Source organism: Geminicoccus sp. (assembly GCF_036263595.1).
Taxonomy (GTDB): Bacteria; Pseudomonadota; Alphaproteobacteria; order Geminicoccales; family Geminicoccaceae; genus Geminicoccus.
In genome coordinates this window covers 26,989-49,257 of record NZ_DATAGQ010000066.1, presented here as the reverse complement: position 1 = coordinate 49,257, position 22,269 = coordinate 26,989, and the positions used below count along the sequence as shown (strand labels likewise).

The window sequence follows — 22,269 nt, the reverse complement described above, 5'->3', positions numbered from 1 at the left end:
AGATGAGGTAGTGCGGGTTGATCTTGTAAATTGAGGATCGACCTTCCAGGCGTCGCAGATCGCCTGGACCGGTGTCCGCCATCACAGTGTCTGCAGATGCCTGGCGACGCTGCAGGCAGCGACGAAGGCCAGGACGTGTGCTTGGCGTGCTTGAGAGTCGGGATGGTGATGGCCTTGATGGTGGTCTCCTTGACGACATGGATCATTCTGTCGGCCTGGCCATCGATCCGCTTTTTTGAAGGATCGTAGGGAGAAGCCCGTGGAGGGGTGGCAGGGCTTGGTCAGGCGATGCCTGATGTCATCGCTGTTCGATCCCCGCAGGGAGCAGCGGCACAGCCGCAGCAAGACCGGTCGCACGCCCGCTCGAAGATGTGGCCACCGAAGAAGGCCTCGATCTTCTGGGCAATGGCCACGGTTCACGGGTCTGGTCGGCAAAGGCCATGCCACCTCCTGATGGCGGTCCTTCCAGCAAGCGGATTGATCGCCGGCAGGCCATCGACGGACGGTATGGATCCGGTAGGGGAAGACCTCGACCACCTCGCTCAGGAAGGCGGCGCCGCTCGCTTTGGTGTTGGCGCGCAGGAAGGCGACGTGAGCAAAGCCCGGTCGCCTCCCGGGCCTGCTGGCCCGGTCCCTTGCAGGAGACGGATCAGCCGTCTGCTGACGGCTGGTCGCCAGGAACATGAAGAGCCCTCCCTTAGCCTTGGACCGCCTTGCTCAGTTGAAAGTCATGTGAGGCCAAGTCCTGATGCCCATCTGCGGGCGGCACGGACAATGAACTTCTACGTCTTGCATGCGCATCAATGGCCGTTGCACGAGGTGGTGTGTCTCGACGACGAACCAGATAGGTCCACCCGACCTGTCCATCCTCCGGTCCCTTCGCGGCGCTGCTCCCGCGGGAGCGGTTGCGGCTGACCTATCTGGGCCTGGAGGACCTGCCCGGGCTTTTGGACGCGCCCGCGCCGGCTCCTGCCGGTCTCGGGGGGCGCCCGCCACCGTTTGTCACCTGAACAGATCGAAGCGATGCTCCGGGAAACGGTTCGGCTGGCAAGTCGACAGGCCAGGCCAACGCGCCGCCAGATCACCCTCGCCTCCACCGGCTTGTAGCCTTCACACCTCGCGGTACGTCGCATGGGTGCACGGCATCATCGCCGTCAGTGCGGCTGGCTGAAGTGGGCGCCGACGCTTTGGATCGAGCCACGGATGCTCCTGGCCCAGCGGGCCGCGCCGGGGCCGGCCGGTGACATCGAGCGATCTTGTGCCCTTGCGTCCCGGGCGGCTGCCCCCTCCGGGAGGTACCATGTGTCGACAGCCTGATCCGTGGCCAGGAAGCGCCGCTGTGCCACCGTGGTCGCCACCAGGCCGTACCGGCAGGAGATGGTCAGGCGGCTGGGCAAGTCAGGTGACCTGCCGGACCGTGCCGCTCATCGCCAGCGCTGGAAGGCGCTCACGGCGCGTCTGGATCCCACCCAGCAGGCACAGGCGCTGCCCGGGGGCGTCGCCTGGAACGTCCACTGCTCGTCATCCCGGGGGGCCATGGCCACGATGGCCCGGTGTTGGCCCAGGCACGGCACCAGGGATCTGGAACCCTCGCGGACAGGGCTTCCAGCGTTCACCCCCAAGCTGCGGCATGCGGCACCAAGGGTTCATCTGTTGCCTGATCGACGCCATCCTCGACGACAATGCAGCCTGGCTCATGTCGTCACGATGGATGCAGGTCGTCCGTCCGCCAAGATGATGGCTGAACAAGGTCAAGGACGTCCCGGCCTGGGCCACGTGCGCCTCAAGTGCGCCAGCCTGCTCCGGCGGTCGATCTTCAGGCCGCGACCAGCCACTGCCAAGCGCTCTGGTCGCTGCCGTCGGGCTGGTACACCGCGTTCCACATCAGCTGGCCCAAGGGCGGGAGGAAGAAGCCTCAGCTTCCTGCGCGGATGGCGTCGAACCGCTGCTTCACTTGCGCTGCGACCTGTTTGGCGACCGCCATGGCCGTCTCCTCCGTGCCCAGGGTAGCCTGCAGGTCAAAGGCGCCGGGGCTGACCCGACGCTGCGAGGCGACCAGCAGCTTGCCGGTCTGTGAGTCGAAGGCTTCCAGCAGGATGGTGAGGGACCCGGTGAGCGAGCCTCCCTCGCCGGCGGCGGCCTTGCCGAGGTTGAGGACGGCCCCGATCGGGATGATACGCGTGGCCTTCGCGGCATAGGGCACGGTGCGTTCCACCGCGACCAGGGTGAAGCGCAGCCGGATGACATCCGGACCTGGCTTGCTGACAATTGGATAGCTGCCCTGCAGGGCCTTCCTGGTCTCGTCCGGTAGCATCTGAGCGAACCTCTCGACCTCGGCCGGGCTGAAGTCGTCGAAGTCGGCCTCGGCTCCGTGATAGACCTGGGCTGGGTCGATCAGCACCCGGCTGTAGCTGCGGGGGTTCATGCTCGGGTTGCGATAGGTCCAGGCCTGGGCGATCCCGGCTTCGGGCTGCATCTGGGCAGCCTCGGCGACGCCGGATACCGGGCCGTCCGGCCCACGCCCGGCACATCCCGCAAGGGCCATGATCAATCCACCTGCCACCAAGGCCATCGCACGCATTCGGTCGTTCCCGCTCTCGACCCGGCAGCACCGATCGGCCACCGGCTCCGCTCCTCGCACGGTGGCTTCTAGCATTTCACACCTGAACGCGCGATTCGTATCACGCGCTAGGGTAGAAGGCCCTCGAGGCTGTCGTAGATCTGCGAAGGTCCGGCCACGATGATGTTGCCGTTGCGCAGGCCGTCACCTGCCAGGAAGTCGTTGGTCCGGCCACCTGCCCCGCGCACGATCGCGATCGCGGCAAGCGCGTCCCAGCTGTTCATATGGCCCTCGACATAGCCCAGCAGGCGTCCGCAGGCGACGTAGCAGATCGACAGCGTGCCGGAGCCGCTGCGGTGGAACATGCCCCCAGCATGCAGGAGCTTGTCCATGACATGCAGCACGGTGGCCGCAGGTACCCTGTTGGAATAGCCGACACTGGTGATCCCGGCGGTGAAGTCCTTCCCCGGATGCGGCTTGATCGGGCGGCCATTCAGCGTGGCCTGCCCGCCGCGCCTGGCCGCGAATAGCTCGTCGGCGCAAGGGTCATACACCAGGCCGAACTCGATCTCGTCGCCGCGCACATAGGCGATCGAGATGCACCAGGTGCGAATGCCCGACACGAACGGCTGGGTTCCGTCAATCGGGTCGACCACCCACACACCCGTGGCACCCTCGATGGCTCCGGGTCCAGTCTCTTCGCCGAAGAACGCATCGGACGGAAAGGCCTTGGCCAGGCTGTCCTTGATCAGCAACTCGGTGTTCAGGTCGGCCTCGCTGGCCATGTCCTGGAGGCCCTTGCTCTTGATCGTGAGCTGGTCGAGCTTTTGGAAATAGCCCAGCGCCAGGGCGCCGGCAGCCCGGATCACGTCCGTGGCGACTGCCAGGCGCTGTCCGATCTCGTCCATGCCGTCGTCCCCGTTCAATGCCGTTCCTTCCAAAGCCAGGCCGCCCCGCGCACGCCGGAGGAATCGCCGTGTTTCGCCCTGACGACAGGTGTGTAGAAGACTGGTGAGAAGGTATGGTCGCCGATCTTTTCCGGCAGGTGGTGGTAGAGTTCGTCCACGTTGGACATGCCGCCGCCCAGGACGAAGATGTCGGGATCGAGCGTGTTGGCGACGACCGACAGGCCGCGCGCCAAACGATCGAGGTAGCGCTGGTAGATCAGGCGCGCCATCCGGTCGCCCGACCTGTACAGCTCCATGATGTCGGCCGCCCTGACATGCCGGCCGCTATGGCGCGCAAAATCGTTCTGGAAGCCGGTGCCGGACGTCCAGGTCTCCTGGCAGCCATGCTTGCCGCAATAGCAGGGAGGTCCCGGGATCTCTGTCAGGTCCGGGTAGGGCAACGGACTGTGGCCCCACTCGCCGGCACTGTTGTTCGGTCCGTGATGCGGCCGCCCGTCGATGGCGATCCCGGCACCGTTGCCCGTGCCCAGGATGACCGCGAACACGACCCGCTTGCCGGCACCGGCTCCGTCGATCGCCTCGGAAGAAGCCAGGCAGTCGGCATCGTTCTCCATCCGGACCGGCCGGCCGCCAAGCGCCGCCACCACGTCCTGCTCCACGTGATGGCCCAGCAGCCAGGTGGAATTGCAGCCCTTGGCGACGCCGGTGCGAGGATCGAGCGAGCCCGGGATCCCGATCCCGATCATGCCGGGCTCGCCCGCCCTTGCTTCCACGGCCAGGGCCAGCTCGGCCACCATCTTCACGCAGGCCTCGTAGTCGCCGGCCGGCGTGTTCTCCCGGATCCGGACGATCTCCGTTCCGTCCGCCCGCATCGCCAGGGCCTCGATCTTGGTCCCGCCCCAGTCGACGCCGATCAGCATTGTCATCTTGAATGTCCGGTCCATCTGCAGGAATGGTTCAAATGCTCACCGCGGGCTGCCGGGCCCGCTCCTTGAAGGCCGGGTCCGGCTCGCGCGCGGCGCCGGCCAGCAATGGCAGGCTCGCTGCACCGATCGCGCGCGCGTTCGGCCCGATCGAGCCTTCCAGGATCTTCAACTCGGTCAGTCCCTGCCGGTCCTGCCGCTCGAACCGGGCGCGGACCTGTTCGAGCAGGCGGGTGCGGACTGAATCAGGAAATGCCCCGTCGATCACGACAGCCTGGAAGTCGATGATCGAGATGCCGGCCACGCAGGCCAACGCCAGAGCCTCGGCGGCCTGCTCGATCCAGTTGTCCAGGGCTGGGCCCAGGCCCGACCAGTCGTCGGAGCGCCAAAGCAGCCGCGGGTCCTGGCCGCGCTCTGCCAGCATGCGCTCCAGCACGTAGAGCGACGCGCTCCGGATCAGCCGGTGGCCAGGCGCTGGGACCGGCAGGGAGCCCAGCGCCCCGGCATTGCCGCTCCGCCCGGTGTAGAGGCTCCCGTTCAGAACGATCCCGCCCCCAAGGAACGAGCCGATGAAGATGTAGAGGAAGTCCTGCAGTTGCGCGTTCTCCCCGAACGCCAGCTCCGCGGCGCAGGCGGCCGACGCATCGTTGCAGAACTGGACCGGCCATGGGCTCTGTCGCTGGATCTCGGCGGCGATGTCGAAGCCCCGCCACGAGGCGGCGACATCGGCGGGTGCACCGACCTCGGGTTCCCACGACCAGAGATCGAATGGGGCACCCACACCCAGCCCGCGCACCCGGCGGGCCTGACCGGCGGTGAGCCTCATCAGCAGCGACCGGCAACCGCGATCGAGAAACGACTGGAGCCGCGAAGGCGTCGGGTAGGGATAGGTCTCGCGCAGGCTGGCCCGGATCGTTCCGCAGAAATCCATCAGGATCAGGTCGCTGGAGCGCCGCCCCAGCTTCATCCCGAACGAGAAGGCACCCTCCGGATCCAGCGAGATTGGCACGGAGGGCTGGCCGACCCGGCCTCGTTGCGGGCTCTGTCGACGCAAAAGCCCTTCCGCCTCGAGCTGGTTGATGATGACCGATACGGTCTGCGCGGAAAGGCCGGTCAGTCGCGCGATCTCGGCCTTGGGCAGGCTCCTGCGCTGGCGGATCAGGGACAGGATCGTGCGCTCGTTGTAGAGCCTGCCCGCACTCTGGTTGATGCTTCCGCCGAGATCGGTCAGGGCCACGCGACCGCCGGGCCCGACCGCAGCATACGCGTTCATCTTGCCTCCCGTCCCCGCAGGGGCCGTCCGCGGCCAGGGGCGCATTCGTGGTATCGGACCATGACCCGATGGTGTGCGCGTTGGCGCCGGTACGCGGCGGCCGGATGCTGCGCCGGCCCAAAGCGGCACGTCAATAGATAAATCCAACTGATTTATCTATTGACGGTCGCCGCCTTGTGGTGGTTTGCATCCAGCTACGGCAGGCCTGCGGCAAGCAGTGATCGGCCAGACCAAACGAACGCTCCGTTGGCCCGTCGACCGGGACCAGAACGGGTCGATCAGGGATCAACGTCCAAACAACCGATCAGGAGGGGGAGCATGATTCGTCGCCCCATGATTCTGTCGACCGCCGCTGCGATACTGGCGCTTTCCGCGTTCGCGGCACCCGCATCCGCGGAAACGATCGTCGGCCTCATCACCAAGACCAACAACAACCCGTTCTTCGCGAAGATGAAGGAGGGTGCGGAAGCCAAGGCCAATGAGCTGGGCGTCACCCTGTCCAGCTTCGCCGGCAAGTATGACGGCGACAACGACAGCCAGGTCGCGGCTATCGAGAGCCTGATCTCGGCTGGTGCCAAGGGCATCCTGATCACGCCATCCGACACCAAGGCGATCGTGCCGACTATCCAGAAGGCGCGTGACGCAGGCATCCTGGTGATCGCCCTCGACACCCCGCTGGAGCCGATCGACGCGGCCGACGCCACCTTCGCGACCGACAACTACAAGGCGGGCGTGCTGATCGGAACCTGGGCGGCCAAGACCCTCGGGCCGGATGGGACGGCGAACGCCAAGATCGCCTTCCTCGACGCGCTGGAGAACCAGCCGTCGGTCGACGCCATGCGCGACCAGGGCTTTATGGAAGGCTTCGGCATCGATGTGAAGGACAAGAGCCGCTACGGCGACGAGGACGATCCGCGGATCGTGGGCCACCAGTGGGGCAAGGGTGCCGAGGAAGGCGGCCGGACCGGCATGGAAAACCTGCTCCAGAAGGATCCGGACACCAACGTCGTCTACACCATCAACGAGCCGACCGCGGCCGGCGCTTATGAGGCGCTCAAGGCGTTCGGCAAGGAAGCGGACGTGCTGATGACCTCGGTCGACGGCGGATGCCCGGGCGTGCGCAACGTCCAGGCCGGCGTGATCGGCGCCACCTCGATGCAGTTCCCGCTGAAGATGGCGTCCATGGGTGTGGAGGCGGTCGCCGAGTTCGCCAAGAGCGGCAAGAAGCCGGAGCCGACGCCCGGCAAGACGTTCTTCGATACCGGCGTCGAGCTGGTGACGGACAAGCCGGTCGAGGGCCTGCCTTCCATCACCTCCGAGGAAGGCCTGAAGCTCTGCTGGGGCTGAGCTGAACGCATCGCTGGCGCCGACCGTCCGGTTCCTTCGGGAGCCGGGCGCGGTCGGCGCCTTGCTGTTCTCCTGGCAGGACGTTCCACCGTCCGTCCGGACCCGACGTGACGCTTCTGGGTGAGGACCAACCATGACCGATGCTGCGAAGGCCCCCCCCAACGGGCGGGCTGTTCACGAGCAGGCGGTGCCGGCGGCGACGGACCAGTCGCATGTGAGTTTCGACGTCGACAACAAGTCGCCGCTCAAGCGCATGCAGCACTTCCTCCACGCCAACCCGACCGCGATCCCGTTCATCGTTCTGGCCCTGGCATTGGTGCTGTTCAGCTCGATCGTCGGCGCGAGGTTCTTCCACCCGTTCAACCTGTCGCTGATCCTCCAGCAGGTCACGATCATCGCGATCCTGGGCTGCGCGCAGACCCTGATCATCCTGACGGCAGGCATCGACCTGTCGGTCGGTGCCATGATGGTGCTCTCGTCGGTCGTGATGGGGCGCCTCGCCGTGATGTCGGGCGTGCCGGTGCCGATCGCCTTCATCCTCGGCCTGATGGTCGGCGTGCTCGGCGGCTTCATCAACGGCATGCTGGTGGCACGCCTCAAGCTGCCGCCATTCATCGTGACGCTCGGCACCTGGAGCATCTTCGGCGCGCTGAACCTGTGGTATTCGCGCTCGGAGACGATCCGGCAGCAGGACGTCGAGGCCGTCGCCTCCTTCCTGCAGTTCACCGGGACGGCCTTCAACTTCATGGGAGCCCGCATCACGCTGGGTTCCATCCTGATGCTGATCCTCGCCGGGATCATCTGGTACGTCCTGAACCGAACCGCGTTCGGCCGGCACGTCCATGCCACCGGTGACGATCCCGAGGCTGCGCAGCTCGCCGGCATCAACGTCAGGGGCGTGCTGATCGCGGTCTACACCCTGGCCGGCCTGATCTGCTCGATCGCGGGCTGGGCGCTGATCGGCCGGATCGGCGCCATCAGCTCGATCTCGGGTGCCACCGGCAACCTCGATTCGATCACCGCGGTCGTGATCGGCGGCACCAGCCTGTTCGGCGGCCGCGGATCGATCGTCGGCACGCTGGTCGGAGCCCTGATCGTGGGCGTGTTCCGCAACGGCCTGGCCCTGGCTGGCGCCGATGCGCTCTGGCAGGAATTCTCGATCGGCCTGCTCATCATCGTCGCGGTGGCTCTCGACCAGTGGATCCGAAAGGTGTCCGGATGAACCAGTCAGCGCAGAACACCCATGCACCCGCGGGCGTGGCGCCGATCCTCCAGGCACGAGACCTGGTCAAGCGCTATGGCCATGTGGTCGCGATCGACCATGCCGAGTTCGAGCTCTATCCGGGCGAGATCTTGGCGGTGATCGGCGACAACGGTGCCGGCAAGTCGTCGCTCATCAAGGCGCTCACCGGCGCGCTGCACCCCGACGGCGGCGAGATCCTGTTGGAAGGCAAGCCGGTCGCGTTCCGCTCGCCGCTGGAAGCCCGCGCGGCCGGCATCGAGACGGTCTACCAGAACCTGGCACTCTCGCCCGCGCTGAGCATCGCCGACAACATCTTCCTGGGCCGCGAGCGGCTGTCGCAGGGCTTCCTCGGCAAGTACTTCCGCAAGCTCGACCGCGATTCGATGCGCAGCGACGCCCGCAAGCACCTGAACGCGCTGGGCCTCCTCACGATCCAGAACATCGACCAGCCCGTCGAGACCCTCTCGGGCGGCCAGCGCCAGGGCGTGGCGATCGCACGGGCGGTCGCGTTCGGCAGCAGGGTCGTGATCATGGACGAGCCGACCGCGGCGCTGGGGGTGAAGGAATCCCGCAAGGTCCTCGACCTGATCTTGGACGTGAAGCGGCGCGGCCTGCCGATCGTGCTGATCAGCCACAACATGCCGCACGTGTTCGAGATCGCCGACCGGATCCACATTCACCGACTGGGCCGGCGCGCCTGTGTGATCCGGCCGCAGGACTACTCGATGTCGGATGCGGTCGCGATCATGACGGGAGCGAAGGAAGCCCCTGTTCACTGAGGAGCCGGCAGGGGCGGCTGGCCACGGCCTTGTCACCCCTGCCCTTCTTTGCCACATGGCGCTGCAGCAAGCCTGCCGCAGAGAGCCCTACCGTCCTGTTGCCGCCACCCGACCATGATCTGCCCGGCGATCCGCTGGCCCACGCCAGACGCCTGTGCGTTGCGCCGATGATCGACTGGACGGACCGGCACTGCCGCCGGTTCCATCGGTTGCTGGCGCCCGATGCGCTGCTCTATTCCGAGATGATCACGACCGGGGCACTGCTGCATGGCGATGTCGAGCGGCACCTGCGCTTCGATCCGGCCGAGCACCCGGTTGCCCTGCAGCTGGGCGGCAGCGACCCGGACGCCCTTGCCGCCAGTGCCAGGCTCGGGGAGGCCTGGGGCTATGACGAGATCAACCTGAACTGCGGCTGTCCCTCGCCGCGCGTGCAGAAAGGGGCCTTCGGCGCCTGCCTCATGCGCGAGCCCGAGCTGGTGGCCGACTGCGTGCGTGCCATGCGGGCGGCCGTGTCCATTCCGGTGACGGTCAAGCACCGGATCGGGGTGGATGACGACGAGGAATGGCCGACCCTGCTGCGCTTCGTGACGACGGTCGCCTCGGCCGGCTGCGGGGTGTTCGTCGTGCATGCGCGGAAAGCCTGGCTCTCGGGCCTGAGCCCCAAGCAGAACCGGGACGTGCCGCCCCTGCGCTACGAACTGGTGGCGCGGCTGAAACAGGAGCGGCCGGACCTGTCGATCGTGCTGAACGGCGGTCTGCGAAGCCCCGAGGCCGTGGCTGATGCGCTGGGATGCTTCGACGGGGTGATGATCGGCCGCGAGGCCTACGAGAACCCCTGGAGCCTGACCGGCTTTGCAGCCATGGCCGGACAATCGGTCCCGGCCGGCCTTACCAGGACCGGTGCGGCGGCAGCCATGGCCAGCTATGCCCGGCAGCGCGGGCAGGAAGGCACGCCGTTCAAGGCGATCGGGCGGCACATGCTGGGCTTGTGCAACGGCCTGCCCGGTGCCAGGCGCTACCGCCAGATCCTGTCCGAGGGGATGATCGGGAGCGGGGGCGGGCCCGACCTGCTCGACACCGCCCTGCAGGCGGTCGGCATTGGCGACGAACGGCGAAAGGAAGCTGCGTGAGCGCGGAGACCACGGCCCTGATCAGGGCCTATTACGATGCCTTCAACCGCCGGGACTGGGAGGCGTTCTTCGCCCTGCTCAGCGACGATGTCGCGCATGACCTGAACCAGGGAGGGCGCGAGACGGGCAAGGCCGCGTTCCGCAGCTTCATGGAGCGCATGAACCGCTGCTACCGGGAGGAGCTCACCGACATCGTCGTGCTGGCCGAACCCAGCGGGAATCGTGCCGCCGCCGAGTTCGTCGTCCACGGCACCTACCTGGCGACGGACGAGGGCCTGCCAGCGGCGAACGGGCAGACCTACCAGCTGCCGGGCGGTGCCTTCTTCGCCGTGGCGGACGCCCGGATCGTGCGCGTGACCAACTACTACAACCTGCAGGATTGGTTTCGGCAGGTCGGCGCCTGAGGCGGTGCCAGGCCGAAGCCAGCGTCGGTGGACGGTGCGATGGCGGATGGACCGATGGCCGGGCTACGTTTCGAAGAGCTGAGCAATGCTCGCCTCCAGGAGGTGCTCCCCGAACTGGCCCGTCTGCGGATCGAGGTATTCCGGGCCTTCCCCTATCTCTACGAGGGCTCCGAAGCCTACGAGCGTGCCTATCTGCAGACCTATGCGCAGGATCCCGAGGCGGTGGTCATCGCCTGCATCGCCGATGGCCGCCTGGTCGGCGCCGCCACGGCCCTCCCGTTGCGCGGCGAGCCGGATACCGTCACCCGGCCGTTGCGCGAGGCGGGCTACGATATCGACCGGATCTTCTATTTCGGCGAATCGGTCCTGGAGCCGGCCTATCGAGGCCGGGGAATCGGCGTCCGCTTCTTCCAGGAGCGCTTGGCAGCCGCCAGGCGATCGGGCCGCTACGATACCGCCCTGTTCTGCGCAGTGATCCGGCCGGACGACCACCCGGCGAGGCCGGCCGATCATGTCCCGCTCGACGCCTTTTGGACCAAGCGCGGCTTCCACCGCATCGAGGGCCTGACCTGCCGGTTCGCCTGGAAGGATGTCGGCGAACCGCGCGAGACGGCCAAGCCCATGGCCTACTGGATCAAGTCGCTCTAGCAACCGTCCGCGCCGTCTGGCCCGACCGGCACCGGCTCACCCGATGCGGCGCCCAGTCAAGTCGGCCGCCAGCCTCGGTTCCGACACCTGGACAGCACCGGTCAGCAGCACGGACGACGATCGATCCAAGGCTATCGAGCAGGCCCCTGGCGCAGCCGGTCGGCCCCTGCGGCCCGCTCCGACTGCAGGCGGTCAGTTGGCTGACGGCTGTCCTTCCATGTCCAGGGCCAGCTCGGCTGCGCAAAGATGGCGTTCGATTTCATGACTGAGGTTGCGCAGGACAGTGGTGGCGTCGGACGTGCCGCGGGCCAGGTGCTTGACCTCCAGCGCTACCACCGCAAAGCCCCGACCGGCCTCGCCCGCGCGCGCAGCCTCGATGGCGGCGTTCATGGCGAGCATGGCAGTCTTGCTGGCGATTTTCTCGATGGTGGCGACGGCATCCTCGATGCGCGAGGTCAGCTGGTGCAGGTCGCCGATGGCCTGCCCAGCGCGCGCGATCGCATCAGCCGGCGGGGTCGACTTCGTCACGTCAGCGGCTGGTGAGTTCAACAATGCCGTCATTCCCTACAGTGGGCGCGCGTTCGTCGCGCACCGCTTGATGAGGGAAACCTAGCGCAGACTCATTAACGACCCGTTGACATCGTGGCCTCTTTTGCCTCCGCGGACCCGACTTGTCCGGCCGGATGCCCTGCGGCATGGAGGTACAGGCGGTACTGGTCGGGGGAGCGACGGCATGATGGCGTTCATCAAGGCGCGTCTCGCAGCCGTCGTGCTGCTCGGACTCCTGACGATCGCCGTCATGTACCAGGTCGTCACCACCTTCGTCGCCTATACCTGGGATGCCTATGTCACGAGCGACATCGTGCGGCTGTCGCCCCTGGTGCCGGGGCAGCTCGGCGAGGTGGCGGTCCGCGACAACCAGCAGGTGAAGGCTGGCGACCTGCTGTTCGCGGTCGATCCGCGGCCCTACCAGATCGCCGTCGCAAAGGCACAGGCTTCGCTGGCCTTGGCCCAGGCCGATGTCGCGGCGGCCCAGGAGAGCGTCGTCATGGCGCAGGCGAACGTCGATGAGGCCCAGGCCAGACAGACCGACGCAGCGGCACGGCAGGATCGCGAGGCGTCGCTTCTCCGCACCGGCTCCACACCGCGACAGGCTGCCGACGATGCCGATCGCGACTTGGCGGTCGCCGATGCCGAGCTGGTAGCCGCGCAGACGGCGCTGGTGAATGCCCGTCGCCAGGTGGCGGTGCGGGAGGCGGCCGTTGCGGTGAACGCAGCGGAGCTCGACCGAGCCAGGTTCGACCTGCAGATGACCCGGGTGTCGTCGCCGACCGATGGCACGGTCGCCCCGTTCACGGCGCGGCCCGGCGATTTCGTCAAAGCCGGCGACCAGGTGCTGGCGGTGGTGAGCGACGCGGACTGGCGGGTCGTGGCCAACCTCGAGGAACAATACGTCCATGCGCTGACACCGGGTCAGCCTGTCTATCTGCGCTTGGCGGCCGACCCCTGGACGCTCCATCGGGGCTCGGTCCGGACGGTTGCCCGCGCCGTGGCTCGGGCGGCTGAGTTGCCCGGCGTCGTCCCGTTCGTGCCTTATGCGACGGAGTGGATCCGGCTCCAGCGCCGCTTCCCCGTCGAGATCGACCTAGGCGACCTGCCCAAGCGGCGTCGGCTCTTCGCGGGTGCCGATGTCAGCGTCCTGATCTTCGTCGAGGAGGGCGGCCAGCCATGACGGCCGCCGGATCCAGCGTCGCGCTGACCCGCCAGGCCATCATCACGGCGTCGACCGTGTGGCTCGCGATCATGCTGGCCTGCATCGTGCACATGCCCGATCCCTGGTGGGCCGGGATCTCGGCGCTGGTGGTCTCGAACCCGGATCACCGCGCGGTCGTGAGCAAGGCGGCGATGCGCTTTCTCGGAACGGTCGCTGGCTGCGTGGCCGGCTATCTGTTCGCGGCGGCCTGCGAGGGCGACCCGGTGGTCTCCGCACTGGGCCTGGCCGCCGCCGTCGGGGTCAGCACGCACTGGCGGCTCCGCGTCGCCTATTCCTATGCGGTGCTCCTCGGCAGCATGACCTTCATGATGGCCGTCGGCGTCAGCTTCGAGAGCCCGGCCACGCTCCTGCCGTTCGTGACGTTTCGCGGCATCGAGGTCAGCCTCGGCATTCTCGCCTACCTCGTCGTGGCGCTGGTGTTGCGGGAGGATCCTGCCTTCCAGCCGGCGCCAGACCGGCCGCCCGTGGTACCGCAACGGGCGGCCGAGCGCCTCGAGATCACCCAGGCGGCGTCCATCGCAGGCATCCTGCCGCCGATCGTGCTGTTCCTCTGGATCTGGTTCGACCTGCCGAGCCTCACCCAGATGCTGATCTCCTCGGTGGTGCTGGTGGACAGGGACGTCGGGTCGATGCGGACGAAGGGCGCCCAGCGCCTGATGGGCTGTGCGATCGGTGGCGGCATCGGCCTCGCCGTCACCATCCTGGTCGATCCGCAGGGGCTGGTGCTCTGGTCGATCCTGCTGTTCGGCGGGATCTTCCTCCTGGCCCATGTTCATCACGGCGACCCTGGGACCGCCTATATCGGTACCCAGGGCGGGCTCGCCTACCTGATGGCGCTGGTCACCGGGCCGGGTCCAGCCACGACGATCCTGCCGGTCCTGGATCGGCTGTCCGGCATGCTGATCGGCGTACTGGTCCTGATCACGACGGTAACCCTGCTGCGGCCGCTCCTGGTCCGCCAGCGGAGCACGAGGCGGTCGTCCGTGGCGGCCGAGCAGGCCTGACCGTCAGCGAAAGGCCGGCTCGTCGAAGGAGCGCAGCTTGCGGGAATGGAGGCGTTCCGGCCCCTGCTCGCGCAGGAGGCGGATGGCCTCCAGGCCCACCAGCAGGTGCTGCTCGACCCGCTGGCGGTAGAAGCTGTCGGCCGAGGCGCGCAGCTTGATCTCGCCGTGCAGCGGCTTGTCGGACACGCAGAGCAGCGTCCCGTAGGGCACCCGAAAGCGGAAGCCGTTCGTCGCGATCGTGGCGCTTTCCATATCGACCGCGATCGTGCGCGACTGCGAGAGCTTCTCGAAGAACTCGTCGTAGCGCAGTTCCCAGTTGCGGTTGTCGGTGCTGGCGACGGTGCCGGTGCGCATGCGGGTCTTCTGGTCGAGCCCGTCCAGCCCGGTCACGTTGCTGACCGCCTGCTGCAGCGCCACCTGCACCTCAGCGATCGGCGGGATCGGCACGAAGGGAGGCACTTCCCGGTCGAGCACATGGTCGTCGCGAACATAGCCATGCGCCAGCACATAGTCGCCCAGCTGCTGGGAGCGGCGCAGGCCGGCACAGTGGCCCAGCATCAGCCAGCAATGCGGGCGCAGCACGGCCAGATGGTCGGTGATGGTCCGCGCGTTGCTGGGGCCTACGCCGATATTCACCAGCGTGATCCCCCGGCCATCCGGGCGGGTCAGGTGGTAGGCCGGCATCTGCGGCAGATGCGAGGGCGCCAGGCCGCTGGGCGCCGCCTCCGTCATCCGCTCGTTGGGCGTGGTGACGTTGCCGGGCTCGACCAGGAAGTCGTACTCGTTGCCTTCCTCGATCTGCCGGCGGCCCCAGCTCACGAAGTGGTCGACATAGCGCTGGTAGTTGGTGAGCAGGATGAAGCGCTGTACCCAGCCTGGCGACGTGCCGGTATAGTGGAAGAAGCGGGCCAGGCTGTAGTCGACGCGCTCGGCCGTGAAGAGGGCAAGGGCGCCTGGGCGGTCGGCGCCGCGATCCGAGGTGCCATTCGCGATGGCGTCGTCGGTCCGGGACAGGTCAGGCATGGGAAAGAGGTGCTGCAGGCGGCGGGCTTCCTCCTCGCTCAGCCCTTCCGGCATCTCGTCGACGCCGAAGGGAAGCGGGATCGGCCGGTCGCTGATGCCGACCACGACCGGCTGGCCGTGGTTGCCCATGAGCATGGCGAGCTGGCCGCGATAATAGTCGCGGAAGATGTCGGGCCTGGTCACGGTGGTGCCGTAGACGCCGGGCTCGTGGAGCACGCCGTAGGCGATCCGGCCGTCGAGGGCCAGGTCGCGCGCCTGCACCATCATGCCCACGAAGGGGTAGAACGAATCCGGCCGCCCCGGATCCTCGCCCGCCGCGAACCGCCGCAGAGCGGCGCGCAGCCGCGTCACCGCGTCCCGGTAGATCTCCTCGATCCGGACCACTGCCTGGTCGGCGTCGGTGAAGGCTTCGGCATTGCGGACGCCATACCCGCCGAACAGCTCCACCAGATCGATCGCCATGCCATGCCCACTACGCTTGTCTACCGTCGGCCCCTGACATAGCACGGGCCGGCCGTCATGAACTCCCCGCCTGTTCCGCACGTTCCGGACGCCTGCCAGAGATCCGCCCAGACCATGACTCCCCCTCTCCTGGCCCTGCGCTCCGCCTCCCTAGGGCTCGGCCGCAAGCGCTTGTTCGACGAACTGGACGTCTCGCTGGCCAAGGGCGAGCGCGTCTGCCTGATCGGCCGCAACGGTGCTGGCAAGAGCACGCTGATGAAGGTGCTGGCCGGACTGGCCGAGCTGGATTCCGGCGAGCGCTTCCAGCAGCCGCGCACGGTCGTCTCCTACCTGCCCCAGGAGCCGGACTTCGGTGGGCATGCCACGGCCGGCGAGTTCGTGGCCGCCGCCTTGCCGGGCAATGTCGAGCAGGCCCTGCGGCACGTGATGGCCGAGTCCGTCCTCGGACGGCTGGGCATGGAGCCGTCCCGCCCGACCTCGCCCCTCTCGGGCGGCGAGGCACGCAAGATCGCGCTGGCGGCAGCCCTGGTGGTCGAGCCGGACGTGCTGCTCCTGGACGAGCCGACCAACCATCTGGACATCGCGTCGATCGAGTGGCTGGAAGCGGAGCTGGCCGGCTTCATGGGCGCGCTGGTCATCATCAGCCATGACCGGCGCCTGCTCACCACCCTGTCGGCGGTGACCTGGTGGCTGGATCGCGGCCGGATCCGGGTGCACGACAAGGGCTTCGGCGACTTCGAGAACTGGTCGGAACAGGTGCTGGCCGAGGAAGAGGCCAACCTCTACCGGCTACAGAAGCGGATCGACGCGGAGGAGCACTGGCTGCATCGCGGCGTAACGGCCAGGCGCAAGCGGAACATGGGCCGGCTGCGTCGCCTGCAGGACCTGCGCATGCAAAAGCGCACCTGGGTAGGCCGGACCGGCAGCGTCGACCTGCGGATGGATGCCGGTCAGTCCTCGGGCACGCTGGTGATCGAGGCCAAGCATGTCGCCAAGCGCTTCGGCGAGCGGACGATCGTGGCCGACTTCTCGACCCGGATCATGAAGGGCGACCGGATCGGCCTGATCGGGCCGAACGGGGCGGGCAAGACGACGCTCCTGAAGATGCTGACCGGCGAGCTGGAACCCGACAGCGGCACGGTGGGGCTTGGCACCAACCTGACGCTGGCGAGGTTCGACCAGAACCGCGACCAGCTCGACCCGAACGCCACGCCATGGACCACGCTCTGCCCTGAAGGCGGCGACCAGGTGAACGTGCTCGGCCGCTGGCAGCACGTGGTAGGGTATCTGCGGGCCTTCCTGTTCGAGGAGGAGCAGGCGCGCACGCCGATCCGGGTGCTGTCGGGCGGCGAGCGCAACCGGCTCCTGCTCGCCAAGATCATGGCGGTACCGTCCAATCTGTTGGTGCTGGACGAACCGACCAACGACCTGGACATGGACACGCTGGACCTCCTGCAGGAAACCCTGGACGGCTACGAGGGTACCGTGCTGGTCGTCAGCCATGATCGCGATTTCCTGGACCGGATCGCCACCAGCACGATCGTGTTCGAGGGCGACGGCAAGGTCGGGGAGTATGCGGGCGGCTACTCGGACTGGCTGGTGCAGCGGGCACCGCCGGTCGAGCCGGCCAAGCCGAAGGCCGAACCCGAAAAGAAGGCCGAGCGGATCAAGCGGCCGATGGAGACGCGGCTCCTGCGCGAATTGGAGCGGCTACCGGGCAAGATCGATGCGACCGGCAGCGAGATCACGGCGCTGGAGGCCAAGCTCGGGGCGGCAGATTTCTACCGGCGGGACCCGGATGGCTTCGCCAGGACGAACGCGGCGCTGGAAGCAAAGCGGGCCGAACTTGCCGCCATGGAAGAGCGCTGGCTGGAGCTGGAAGCGATGAAGGAGGCCGCCGGGCTCTGACCCGCATTGGCGATCCCCCTGAACATTGTGGACCGGCTGCGCTAGATTGCAGCGCGGCAAGGGCGTGGGAGATCATGATGGCACTGGCAATGGCCAAGGGCGGCGAGGCCTCTGCGAGGCTCGGCCGCTTTCAGTGGGAGGACCCACTCCTCCTGGAAGAGGAACTGACCGACGAGGAGCGGATGATCCGCGATGCGGCCAGGGACTATTGCCAGAGCGCGCTGATGGGGCGGATCCTCGAGGCCAACCGGCACGAGGTGTTCCATCGCGAGATCCTGACGGAGATGGGCGAACTCGGCCTGCTCGGGGCCACGATTCCAGAAGAGTATGGCTGCGCCGGCGCTTCCTATGTTGCCTACGGCTTGGTGGCGCGCGAGGTGGAGCGGGTCGATTCCGGCTACCGCTCCGCGATGAGCGTGCAGTCCTCGCTCGTGATGCACCCGATCTTCGCCTATGGCGACGAGGAGCAGCGCCGGCGCTGGCTGCCCGGGCTGGCCAAGGGCGAGCTGGTCGGCTGCTTCGGGTTGACGGAGCCGGATTTCGGTTCCGATCCGGGCGGCATGCGGACGCGGGCGCGCAAGGTCGATGGCGGCTGGCTGCTGTCCGGCTCGAAGAACTGGATCACCAACTCGCCGATTGCCGACCTGGCGGTGGTCTGGGCAAAGGACGATGCCGGCGAGATCCGCGGCTTTGTGGTCGAGCGCGGCACCAAGGGCTTCGAGACGCCCAAGATCGAGGGCAAGTTCTCGCTGCGTGCATCGGTCACGGGCATGATCATGCTGGAGGAGGCGTTCGTGCCGGAGGCCAACCTCCTGCCGAACGTGAAGGGGCTCAAAGGGCCGTTCGGCTGCCTGAACCGTGCGCGCTACGGCATCGCGTGGGGCACCATGGGTGCGGCGGAATTCTGCTGGCACCAGGCCCGGCAGTACACGCTGGACCGCATCCAGTTCGGCCGGCCGCTGGCCGCGAACCAGCTGATCCAGAAGAAGCTGGCGGACATGATGACCGAGATCACGCTGGGCCTGGGCGCAGCGCTTCGGGTCGGCCGGCTGATGGACGAGGGCAAGGCAGCGCCGGAAGCTATCTCGCTGATCAAGCGCAACAATTGCGGCAAGGCGCTCGACGTGGCCCGGATGTCCCGGGACATGCATGGCGGCAACGGCATCTCGGACGAGTACCACGTCATCCGCCACGTGATGAACCTCGAGGCGGTGAACACGTATGAGGGCACCCACGACATCCATGCGCTGATCCTGGGCCGCGCCCAGACCGGCATCCAGGCCTTCATGGCATGAGCGGGCAGTCCCGGCCCAAGTCGATGACGCTGACCGACGGCGTGGCGGCGGGCGACAGCACGCTGACGGGGCTGCAGGTGATCCAGGGCCTGGTGGGTGGCCAGCTGGATGCCTCGACGATGGCGACCACCATGGCCTTCCGCCTGGTGGAAGCCTCGGTGGGCCACGCGGTGATCCGGGCCATCCCGAACGAGGGCTACCTGAACCTGCACGGCACGGTGCACGGCGGCTGGGCGGCCACCCTCCTCGATTCGGCACTTGGCTGCGCCGTCGTCACGACACTCGATGCCGGTCAGGGGGCGGCGACGGTGGAGCTCTCGACCCGGTTCATGCGGCCGATCCTGCCGTCGACGGGGCCGGTGCGGGTGACCGGCAGGGTGCTCAACCGCGGCCGCCGGCTCGTGGTTGCCGAGGGCACGATCAGCAGCGAGGCGGATGGCAAGCTACTCGGCCAGGCGACCGGCACCTGGATGGTGCTGGAGCGCGAATGAGTGCATTCCATACAAAACGACCGCGCCGGATGATCCTCCGGGCGGTCGCATCGGTGTAGAACCTGTTCTCGATCGGTGGCGCCGTCGGCGTCACCCCCGGCGTCGCACGTAACGGTTCAGACCGGCCGCTTGTCGGCGGTGTTGTCCGGGGCCGGTGTGGTCCGGAGTTCTTCGTCCTTGGTGACGACAGGCTCGTCCGCCATGCCCTTCTTGAACGTCTTGATGCCGGAGGCAAGGTCACCCATGACCTTGGGCAGGCGGCCTGCGCCAAAGACGATCAGGACGATGACCAGAACGACGATCCAGTGCCAAGCGCTGAAGGAACCCATCGAAACTCTCCCTAGTGCGACGGTCCCGGAACCTAGCCGCTGAGCCGGCCGGTGCCAAGGGCGGTCGCCGTCCATCGGTACGTCCGCTGCCTGCCGGAACAATTCCGCAAAATGAGAGATGAATTCGATAAATCGCACATATCTGTGAAAAATCTCACATCCGGAACTCGCTCCCAGTGACATATCGGGGGGGCTGAGGGCTCTGTATCAACCGGGTGGGCAAAGGCCGAACACGGCTCCACCCGGTTTTTTTTGTCCAACGCGCGCTTGCACCTGCGCCTTGCCTCGCCTGGATCGCGTGGTCATGATCCGCCGCCGTTTCGAGGAAGGGGAAGAGATGCGGATCGCCGCCTGCATGCACCGCTTGGGCACGGAAAGCGCATTCGAGGTGCTGGCCCGGGCGGTCAGGCTCCAGGCGCAGGGCAAGTCGATCGTCAATCTGGGCATCGGTCAGCCGGACTTCCCGACCCCGCCGCATATCGTCGAGGCCGCGATCAAGGCGCTGCGGGACGGCCATCATGGCTACACGCCCGCCAACGGCATCCTCAAGCTGCGCGAGGCCGTCGCAGCCGACATGCACCGGCACCGCAACGTCATTGTCGACCCCGACCAGATCCTGGTCGTCCCGGGCGGCAAGGTGACGATGTTCTTCGCCATCCAGATGTTCGGCGAGGCGGGTGCCGAGATCATGTACCCGGACCCGGGCTTCCCGATCTATCGCTCCGCCATCGAGTTCACTGGCGCCAAGGCCGTGCCGATCCCCTTGCTCGAGGAGAAGGGATTCTCCTTTTCCGCCGAGGACGTGCTGGGCCGCATCACGCCTGCGACCCGGCTGATCATCGTCAACAGTCCCGCAAATCCCACAGGCGGCGTGGTGCCGAAGGAGGAACTGGACCGGCTGGTCGAGGGCCTGCGGGCCCACCCGGAGGTGGCGATCATGTCGGACGAGATCTATGCCAGGATGGTCTATGACGGCCAGCCGCATGCCTCGCTCACCGCCTATCCCGAGATCCAGGACCGGTTGATCCTGCTGGACGGCTGGTCGAAGACTTATGCGATGACAGGCTGGCGGATGGGCTGGGGCGTGTGGCCCAAGCCGCTGATCGACCTTGCGACCAGGCTCGCCATCAACGTCCATTCCTGCGTGAACGCGTCGGCCCAGTATGCCGGCATCGCCGCCCTGGAAGGCCCGCAGGATTCGGTCGACATGATGATGGCGGCGTTTGCCGAGCGGCGGAAGGTCATCGTCGAGCGGCTGAACCAGTTGCCGGGCTTCTCCTGCGTCAACCCAGGCGGCGCCTTCTACGCCTTCCCCAACATCACCGGCACCGGCAAATCATCCCGCGTGCTGCAGGACGAGATCCTGAACGAGGCCGGGGTGGCGCTGATCTCGGGTACCAGCTTCGGGATCCACGGCGAGGGCTATCTGCGGTTCTCCTATGCCGCGTCGGTGGAAGCGATCGAGGAAGCATGCGCACGGATCCAGCGCTATCTCGACCGCTGAGCGGCACCGGGTCGGTCGAGCTCGACCTGCTGCTGGGCGAGATCCGGTCGTGCCGGCGCTGTGCCGGCCGGCTTCCCCATGAGCCGCGGCCCGTGGTCTGGCCCAAGCCCGGGGCGCGCCTCCTGATCATCGGGCAGGCGCCCAGCACCAGGGTGCACGCCACCGGGCTGCCCTGGAACGACGCCTCGGGTGACCGGCTGCGGGGCTGGCTGCAGATCGACCGGGACCGGTTCTATGGTGACCCCTCGATCGCGGTCATGCCGATGGGGTTCTGCTATCCCGGCAAGGGCAACTCGGGCGACCTCCCGCCTCGCCGGGAATGCGCTCCCGCCTGGCACCAGCGCCTTTGGGCGCTCATGCCTGACCTCCGCCTGGTGCTTCTGGTCGGCAGCTTCGCCCAGCGGCACTATCTGCGAACGAGCCAGCGCCTGACGGACAACATGTGCGCGTGGCGAGCCGCGCCGGCGCCGTTCTTCCCCCTTCCCCATCCGAGTCCGCGCAACATCGGCTGGTTCCTGGCCAATCCCTGGTTCGACGCGGAGGTGGTGCCAGCACTGCGCGCCCGGGTGGACGCAGCCTTGCCGGCGCTGGCGGACGCATGACAGGCCGGCTCCGCACTCTCCTCGAAGCGCAAGGCCTCCACCTGCTGGGCGGCTTTCATCCCACGCCGGACGATGCCGTCCCGGTCGCAGCCGGCACGGTGCTGGTCGTCGGCAATGTCGGCAGCGCCTTCTATGGGCAGTTGCAGGCCAGTCCCGAAGCCAAGGCAGGGGACCCGGCGGACCGCTGGACCCGCCGCATCGTCGAAGAGATCGCGTGCGAGGCCGGCGCGGCAGAGGTGCTGTTCCCGTTCGACGGACCGCCGTTCCATCCGTTCCAGCGCTGGGCCAGCCGAGCCGACCCGCGCCTGTGGCCATCACCCTTGGGCCTGCTGATCCACGAGGAGCACGGGCTCTGGCATGCGCTGCGGGCGGCCATCCTGTTCACCGAGAAGATCGAGCTCGGCACGATCGCGGTGCCGACCGGCAGCCCCTGCGCCAGCTGCACGGCCAAGCCATGCCTTTCCACCTGCCCCGTCGGCGCGTTCCGGCAAGACGGCTACGACGTGAACAGCTGCCGCGGGCATCTCAGCACGCTGAGCGGGCAGGCCTGCATGCTGCTGGGTTGCGCCGCCCGTCGGGCCTGCCCGGTCGGCCGCGCCCATGCCTATACCCCGTCGCACGCGGCGTTCCACATGCGGGCCTTCAGGGCTGCCCGCCGCTAG

The 22,269-nt window shown here is 67.5% G+C and carries 22 protein-coding genes; 14 read left to right on the top strand and 8 right to left on the bottom strand.

What is annotated here, in order from left to right:
* Nucleotides 1-1,154 precede the first annotated feature (1,154 nt).
* The 5 genes from VHL31_RS05510 to VHL31_RS05490 all read right to left on the bottom strand — a co-directional run bounded on the left by VHL31_RS05510 (nt 1,155) and on the right by VHL31_RS05490 (nt 5,664).
* Nucleotides 1,155-1,397 carry a hypothetical protein gene (locus tag VHL31_RS05510; protein ID WP_329660202.1) on the bottom strand — a complete coding sequence of 81 codons (243 nt, stop codon included), beginning with the start codon at nt 1,395-1,397 and terminating at the stop codon, nt 1,155-1,157.
* A gap of 518 nt (nt 1,398-1,915) precedes the next feature.
* Nucleotides 1,916-2,623, bottom strand: a complete 708-nt coding sequence (locus tag VHL31_RS05505; protein WP_329660201.1) for a DUF3313 domain-containing protein — start codon at nt 2,621-2,623, stop codon at nt 1,916-1,918.
* A 65-nt stretch (nt 2,624-2,688) separates the two neighbouring features.
* Entirely contained in the window at nt 2,689-3,486 is a 798-nt protein-coding gene (locus tag VHL31_RS05500) for an inositol monophosphatase (protein WP_329660200.1), read from the bottom strand.
* Nucleotides 3,483-4,394, bottom strand: coding sequence for an ROK family protein (locus VHL31_RS05495; RefSeq protein WP_329660199.1), 912 nt, complete (start codon nt 4,392-4,394; stop codon nt 3,483-3,485). Before VHL31_RS05495 ends, VHL31_RS05500 begins: the two co-directional genes overlap by 4 nt.
* A 31-nt stretch (nt 4,395-4,425) precedes the next feature.
* Nucleotides 4,426-5,664, bottom strand: a complete 1,239-nt coding sequence (locus tag VHL31_RS05490) for an ROK family transcriptional regulator (RefSeq protein ID WP_329660198.1) — start codon at nt 5,662-5,664, stop codon at nt 4,426-4,428.
* A 318-nt stretch (nt 5,665-5,982) separates the two neighbouring features.
* Here VHL31_RS05490 and VHL31_RS05485 point away from each other — a divergent pair, with 318 nt between their 5' ends.
* From VHL31_RS05485 to VHL31_RS05460, 6 genes are all read left to right on the top strand, one after another.
* Nucleotides 5,983-7,011, top strand: coding sequence for a sugar ABC transporter substrate-binding protein (locus tag VHL31_RS05485; protein WP_329660197.1), 1,029 nt, complete (start codon nt 5,983-5,985; stop codon nt 7,009-7,011).
* 133 nt (nt 7,012-7,144) lie between these two features.
* A complete protein-coding gene (locus VHL31_RS05480) occupies nt 7,145-8,233 on the top strand; it encodes an ABC transporter permease (protein WP_329660196.1) in 1,089 nt (362 codons plus the stop codon).
* The gene (locus VHL31_RS05475) at nt 8,230-9,033 is read left to right on the top strand and encodes an ATP-binding cassette domain-containing protein (protein ID WP_329660195.1); all 804 of its coding nucleotides are present in this window, start codon (nt 8,230-8,232) and stop codon (nt 9,031-9,033) included. The genes VHL31_RS05480 and VHL31_RS05475 overlap by 4 nt, the downstream gene beginning before the upstream one ends.
* Before the next feature lie 167 nt (nt 9,034-9,200).
* Nucleotides 9,201-10,163 (top strand): tRNA dihydrouridine(20/20a) synthase DusA, encoded by a 963-nt coding sequence (gene dusA / locus VHL31_RS05470; RefSeq protein WP_414653641.1) that lies wholly within the window; start codon nt 9,201-9,203, stop codon nt 10,161-10,163.
* Nucleotides 10,160-10,567, top strand: coding sequence for a ketosteroid isomerase-related protein (locus tag VHL31_RS05465; RefSeq protein WP_329660194.1), 408 nt, complete (start codon nt 10,160-10,162; stop codon nt 10,565-10,567). The genes dusA and VHL31_RS05465 overlap by 4 nt, the downstream gene beginning before the upstream one ends.
* A gap of 39 nt (nt 10,568-10,606) precedes the next feature.
* Nucleotides 10,607-11,215 (top strand): GNAT family N-acetyltransferase, encoded by a 609-nt coding sequence (locus tag VHL31_RS05460; protein WP_329660193.1) that lies wholly within the window; start codon nt 10,607-10,609, stop codon nt 11,213-11,215.
* Nucleotides 11,216-11,407: 192 nt separating this feature from the next.
* Here the strand turns inward: VHL31_RS05460 and VHL31_RS05455 are convergent, their stop codons facing one another.
* Nucleotides 11,408-11,743, bottom strand: a complete 336-nt coding sequence (locus VHL31_RS05455; RefSeq protein WP_349262366.1) for a methyl-accepting chemotaxis protein — start codon at nt 11,741-11,743, stop codon at nt 11,408-11,410.
* 205 nt (nt 11,744-11,948) lie between these two features.
* Here VHL31_RS05455 and VHL31_RS05450 point away from each other — a divergent pair, with 205 nt between their 5' ends.
* Together VHL31_RS05450 and VHL31_RS05445 are read left to right on the top strand one after the other, a co-directional pair.
* A complete protein-coding gene (locus VHL31_RS05450; RefSeq protein WP_329660192.1) occupies nt 11,949-12,947 on the top strand; it encodes an HlyD family secretion protein in 999 nt (332 codons plus the stop codon).
* Nucleotides 12,944-13,993, top strand: a complete 1,050-nt coding sequence (locus VHL31_RS05445) for an FUSC family protein (RefSeq protein ID WP_329660191.1) — start codon at nt 12,944-12,946, stop codon at nt 13,991-13,993. The genes VHL31_RS05450 and VHL31_RS05445 overlap by 4 nt, the downstream gene beginning before the upstream one ends.
* A 3-nt stretch (nt 13,994-13,996) precedes the next feature.
* On the opposite strand, the gene VHL31_RS05440 is transcribed toward VHL31_RS05445, so the two are convergent.
* The gene (locus VHL31_RS05440) at nt 13,997-15,478 is read right to left on the bottom strand and encodes an AMP nucleosidase (RefSeq protein ID WP_329660190.1); all 1,482 of its coding nucleotides are present in this window, start codon (nt 15,476-15,478) and stop codon (nt 13,997-13,999) included.
* Nucleotides 15,479-15,592: 114 nt separating this feature from the next.
* Here VHL31_RS05440 and VHL31_RS05435 point away from each other — a divergent pair, with 114 nt between their 5' ends.
* From VHL31_RS05435 to VHL31_RS05425, 3 genes are all read left to right on the top strand, one after another.
* The gene (locus VHL31_RS05435) at nt 15,593-17,386 is read left to right on the top strand and encodes an ABC-F family ATP-binding cassette domain-containing protein (RefSeq protein WP_329660189.1); all 1,794 of its coding nucleotides are present in this window, start codon (nt 15,593-15,595) and stop codon (nt 17,384-17,386) included.
* A 74-nt stretch (nt 17,387-17,460) separates the two neighbouring features.
* Nucleotides 17,461-18,681: an acyl-CoA dehydrogenase gene (locus VHL31_RS05430; protein ID WP_329660188.1), complete on the top strand. Its 1,221-nt coding sequence runs from the start codon at nt 17,461-17,463 to the stop codon at nt 18,679-18,681.
* A complete protein-coding gene (locus tag VHL31_RS05425) occupies nt 18,678-19,172 on the top strand; it encodes a PaaI family thioesterase (RefSeq protein ID WP_329660187.1) in 495 nt (164 codons plus the stop codon). Before VHL31_RS05430 ends, VHL31_RS05425 begins: the two co-directional genes overlap by 4 nt.
* 116 nt (nt 19,173-19,288) lie before the next feature.
* On the opposite strand, the gene VHL31_RS05420 is transcribed toward VHL31_RS05425, so the two are convergent.
* A complete protein-coding gene (locus tag VHL31_RS05420; protein WP_329660186.1) occupies nt 19,289-19,501 on the bottom strand; it encodes a twin-arginine translocase TatA/TatE family subunit in 213 nt (70 codons plus the stop codon).
* 304 nt (nt 19,502-19,805) lie between these two features.
* On the opposite strand from VHL31_RS05420, the gene VHL31_RS05415 reads away from it, so the two are divergent.
* From VHL31_RS05415 to VHL31_RS05405, 3 genes are read left to right on the top strand one after another with little or no spacing between them, the layout of a single operon-like run.
* Nucleotides 19,806-21,005, top strand: a complete 1,200-nt coding sequence (locus tag VHL31_RS05415) for a pyridoxal phosphate-dependent aminotransferase (RefSeq protein WP_329660185.1) — start codon at nt 19,806-19,808, stop codon at nt 21,003-21,005.
* Nucleotides 20,972-21,607 (top strand): uracil-DNA glycosylase family protein, encoded by a 636-nt coding sequence (locus VHL31_RS05410; protein WP_329660184.1) that lies wholly within the window; start codon nt 20,972-20,974, stop codon nt 21,605-21,607. The genes VHL31_RS05415 and VHL31_RS05410 overlap by 34 nt, the downstream gene beginning before the upstream one ends.
* Entirely contained in the window at nt 21,604-22,269 is a 666-nt protein-coding gene (locus tag VHL31_RS05405) for a hypothetical protein (protein ID WP_329660183.1), read from the top strand. Before VHL31_RS05410 ends, VHL31_RS05405 begins: the two co-directional genes overlap by 4 nt.

Coding starts and splice junctions, on each gene's coding strand:
- VHL31_RS05495 (WP_329660199.1), bottom strand. CDS start 4,394: ATGACAATGCTGATCGGCGTCGACTGGGGCGGGACCAAGATCGAGGCC.
- VHL31_RS05490 (WP_329660198.1), bottom strand. CDS start 5,664: ATGAACGCGTATGCTGCGGTCGGGCCCGGCGGTCGCGTGGCCCTGACC.
- VHL31_RS05485 (WP_329660197.1), top strand. CDS start 5,983: ATGATTCGTCGCCCCATGATTCTGTCGACCGCCGCTGCGATACTGGCG.
- VHL31_RS05480 (WP_329660196.1), top strand. CDS start 7,145: ATGACCGATGCTGCGAAGGCCCCCCCCAACGGGCGGGCTGTTCACGAG.
- VHL31_RS05475 (WP_329660195.1), top strand. CDS start 8,230: ATGAACCAGTCAGCGCAGAACACCCATGCACCCGCGGGCGTGGCGCCG.
- dusA (WP_414653641.1), top strand. CDS start 9,201: ATGATCGACTGGACGGACCGGCACTGCCGCCGGTTCCATCGGTTGCTG.
- VHL31_RS05460 (WP_329660193.1), top strand. CDS start 10,607: ATGGCGGATGGACCGATGGCCGGGCTACGTTTCGAAGAGCTGAGCAAT.
- VHL31_RS05450 (WP_329660192.1), top strand. CDS start 11,949: ATGATGGCGTTCATCAAGGCGCGTCTCGCAGCCGTCGTGCTGCTCGGA.
- VHL31_RS05445 (WP_329660191.1), top strand. CDS start 12,944: ATGACGGCCGCCGGATCCAGCGTCGCGCTGACCCGCCAGGCCATCATC.
- VHL31_RS05440 (WP_329660190.1), bottom strand. CDS start 15,478: ATGGCGATCGATCTGGTGGAGCTGTTCGGCGGGTATGGCGTCCGCAAT.
- VHL31_RS05435 (WP_329660189.1), top strand. CDS start 15,593: ATGACTCCCCCTCTCCTGGCCCTGCGCTCCGCCTCCCTAGGGCTCGGC.
- VHL31_RS05430 (WP_329660188.1), top strand. CDS start 17,461: ATGATGGCACTGGCAATGGCCAAGGGCGGCGAGGCCTCTGCGAGGCTC.
- VHL31_RS05425 (WP_329660187.1), top strand. CDS start 18,678: ATGAGCGGGCAGTCCCGGCCCAAGTCGATGACGCTGACCGACGGCGTG.
- VHL31_RS05420 (WP_329660186.1), bottom strand. CDS start 19,501: ATGGGTTCCTTCAGCGCTTGGCACTGGATCGTCGTTCTGGTCATCGTC.
- VHL31_RS05415 (WP_329660185.1), top strand. CDS start 19,806: ATGATCCGCCGCCGTTTCGAGGAAGGGGAAGAGATGCGGATCGCCGCC.
- VHL31_RS05410 (WP_329660184.1), top strand. CDS start 20,972: ATGCGCACGGATCCAGCGCTATCTCGACCGCTGAGCGGCACCGGGTCG.
- VHL31_RS05405 (WP_329660183.1), top strand. CDS start 21,604: ATGACAGGCCGGCTCCGCACTCTCCTCGAAGCGCAAGGCCTCCACCTG.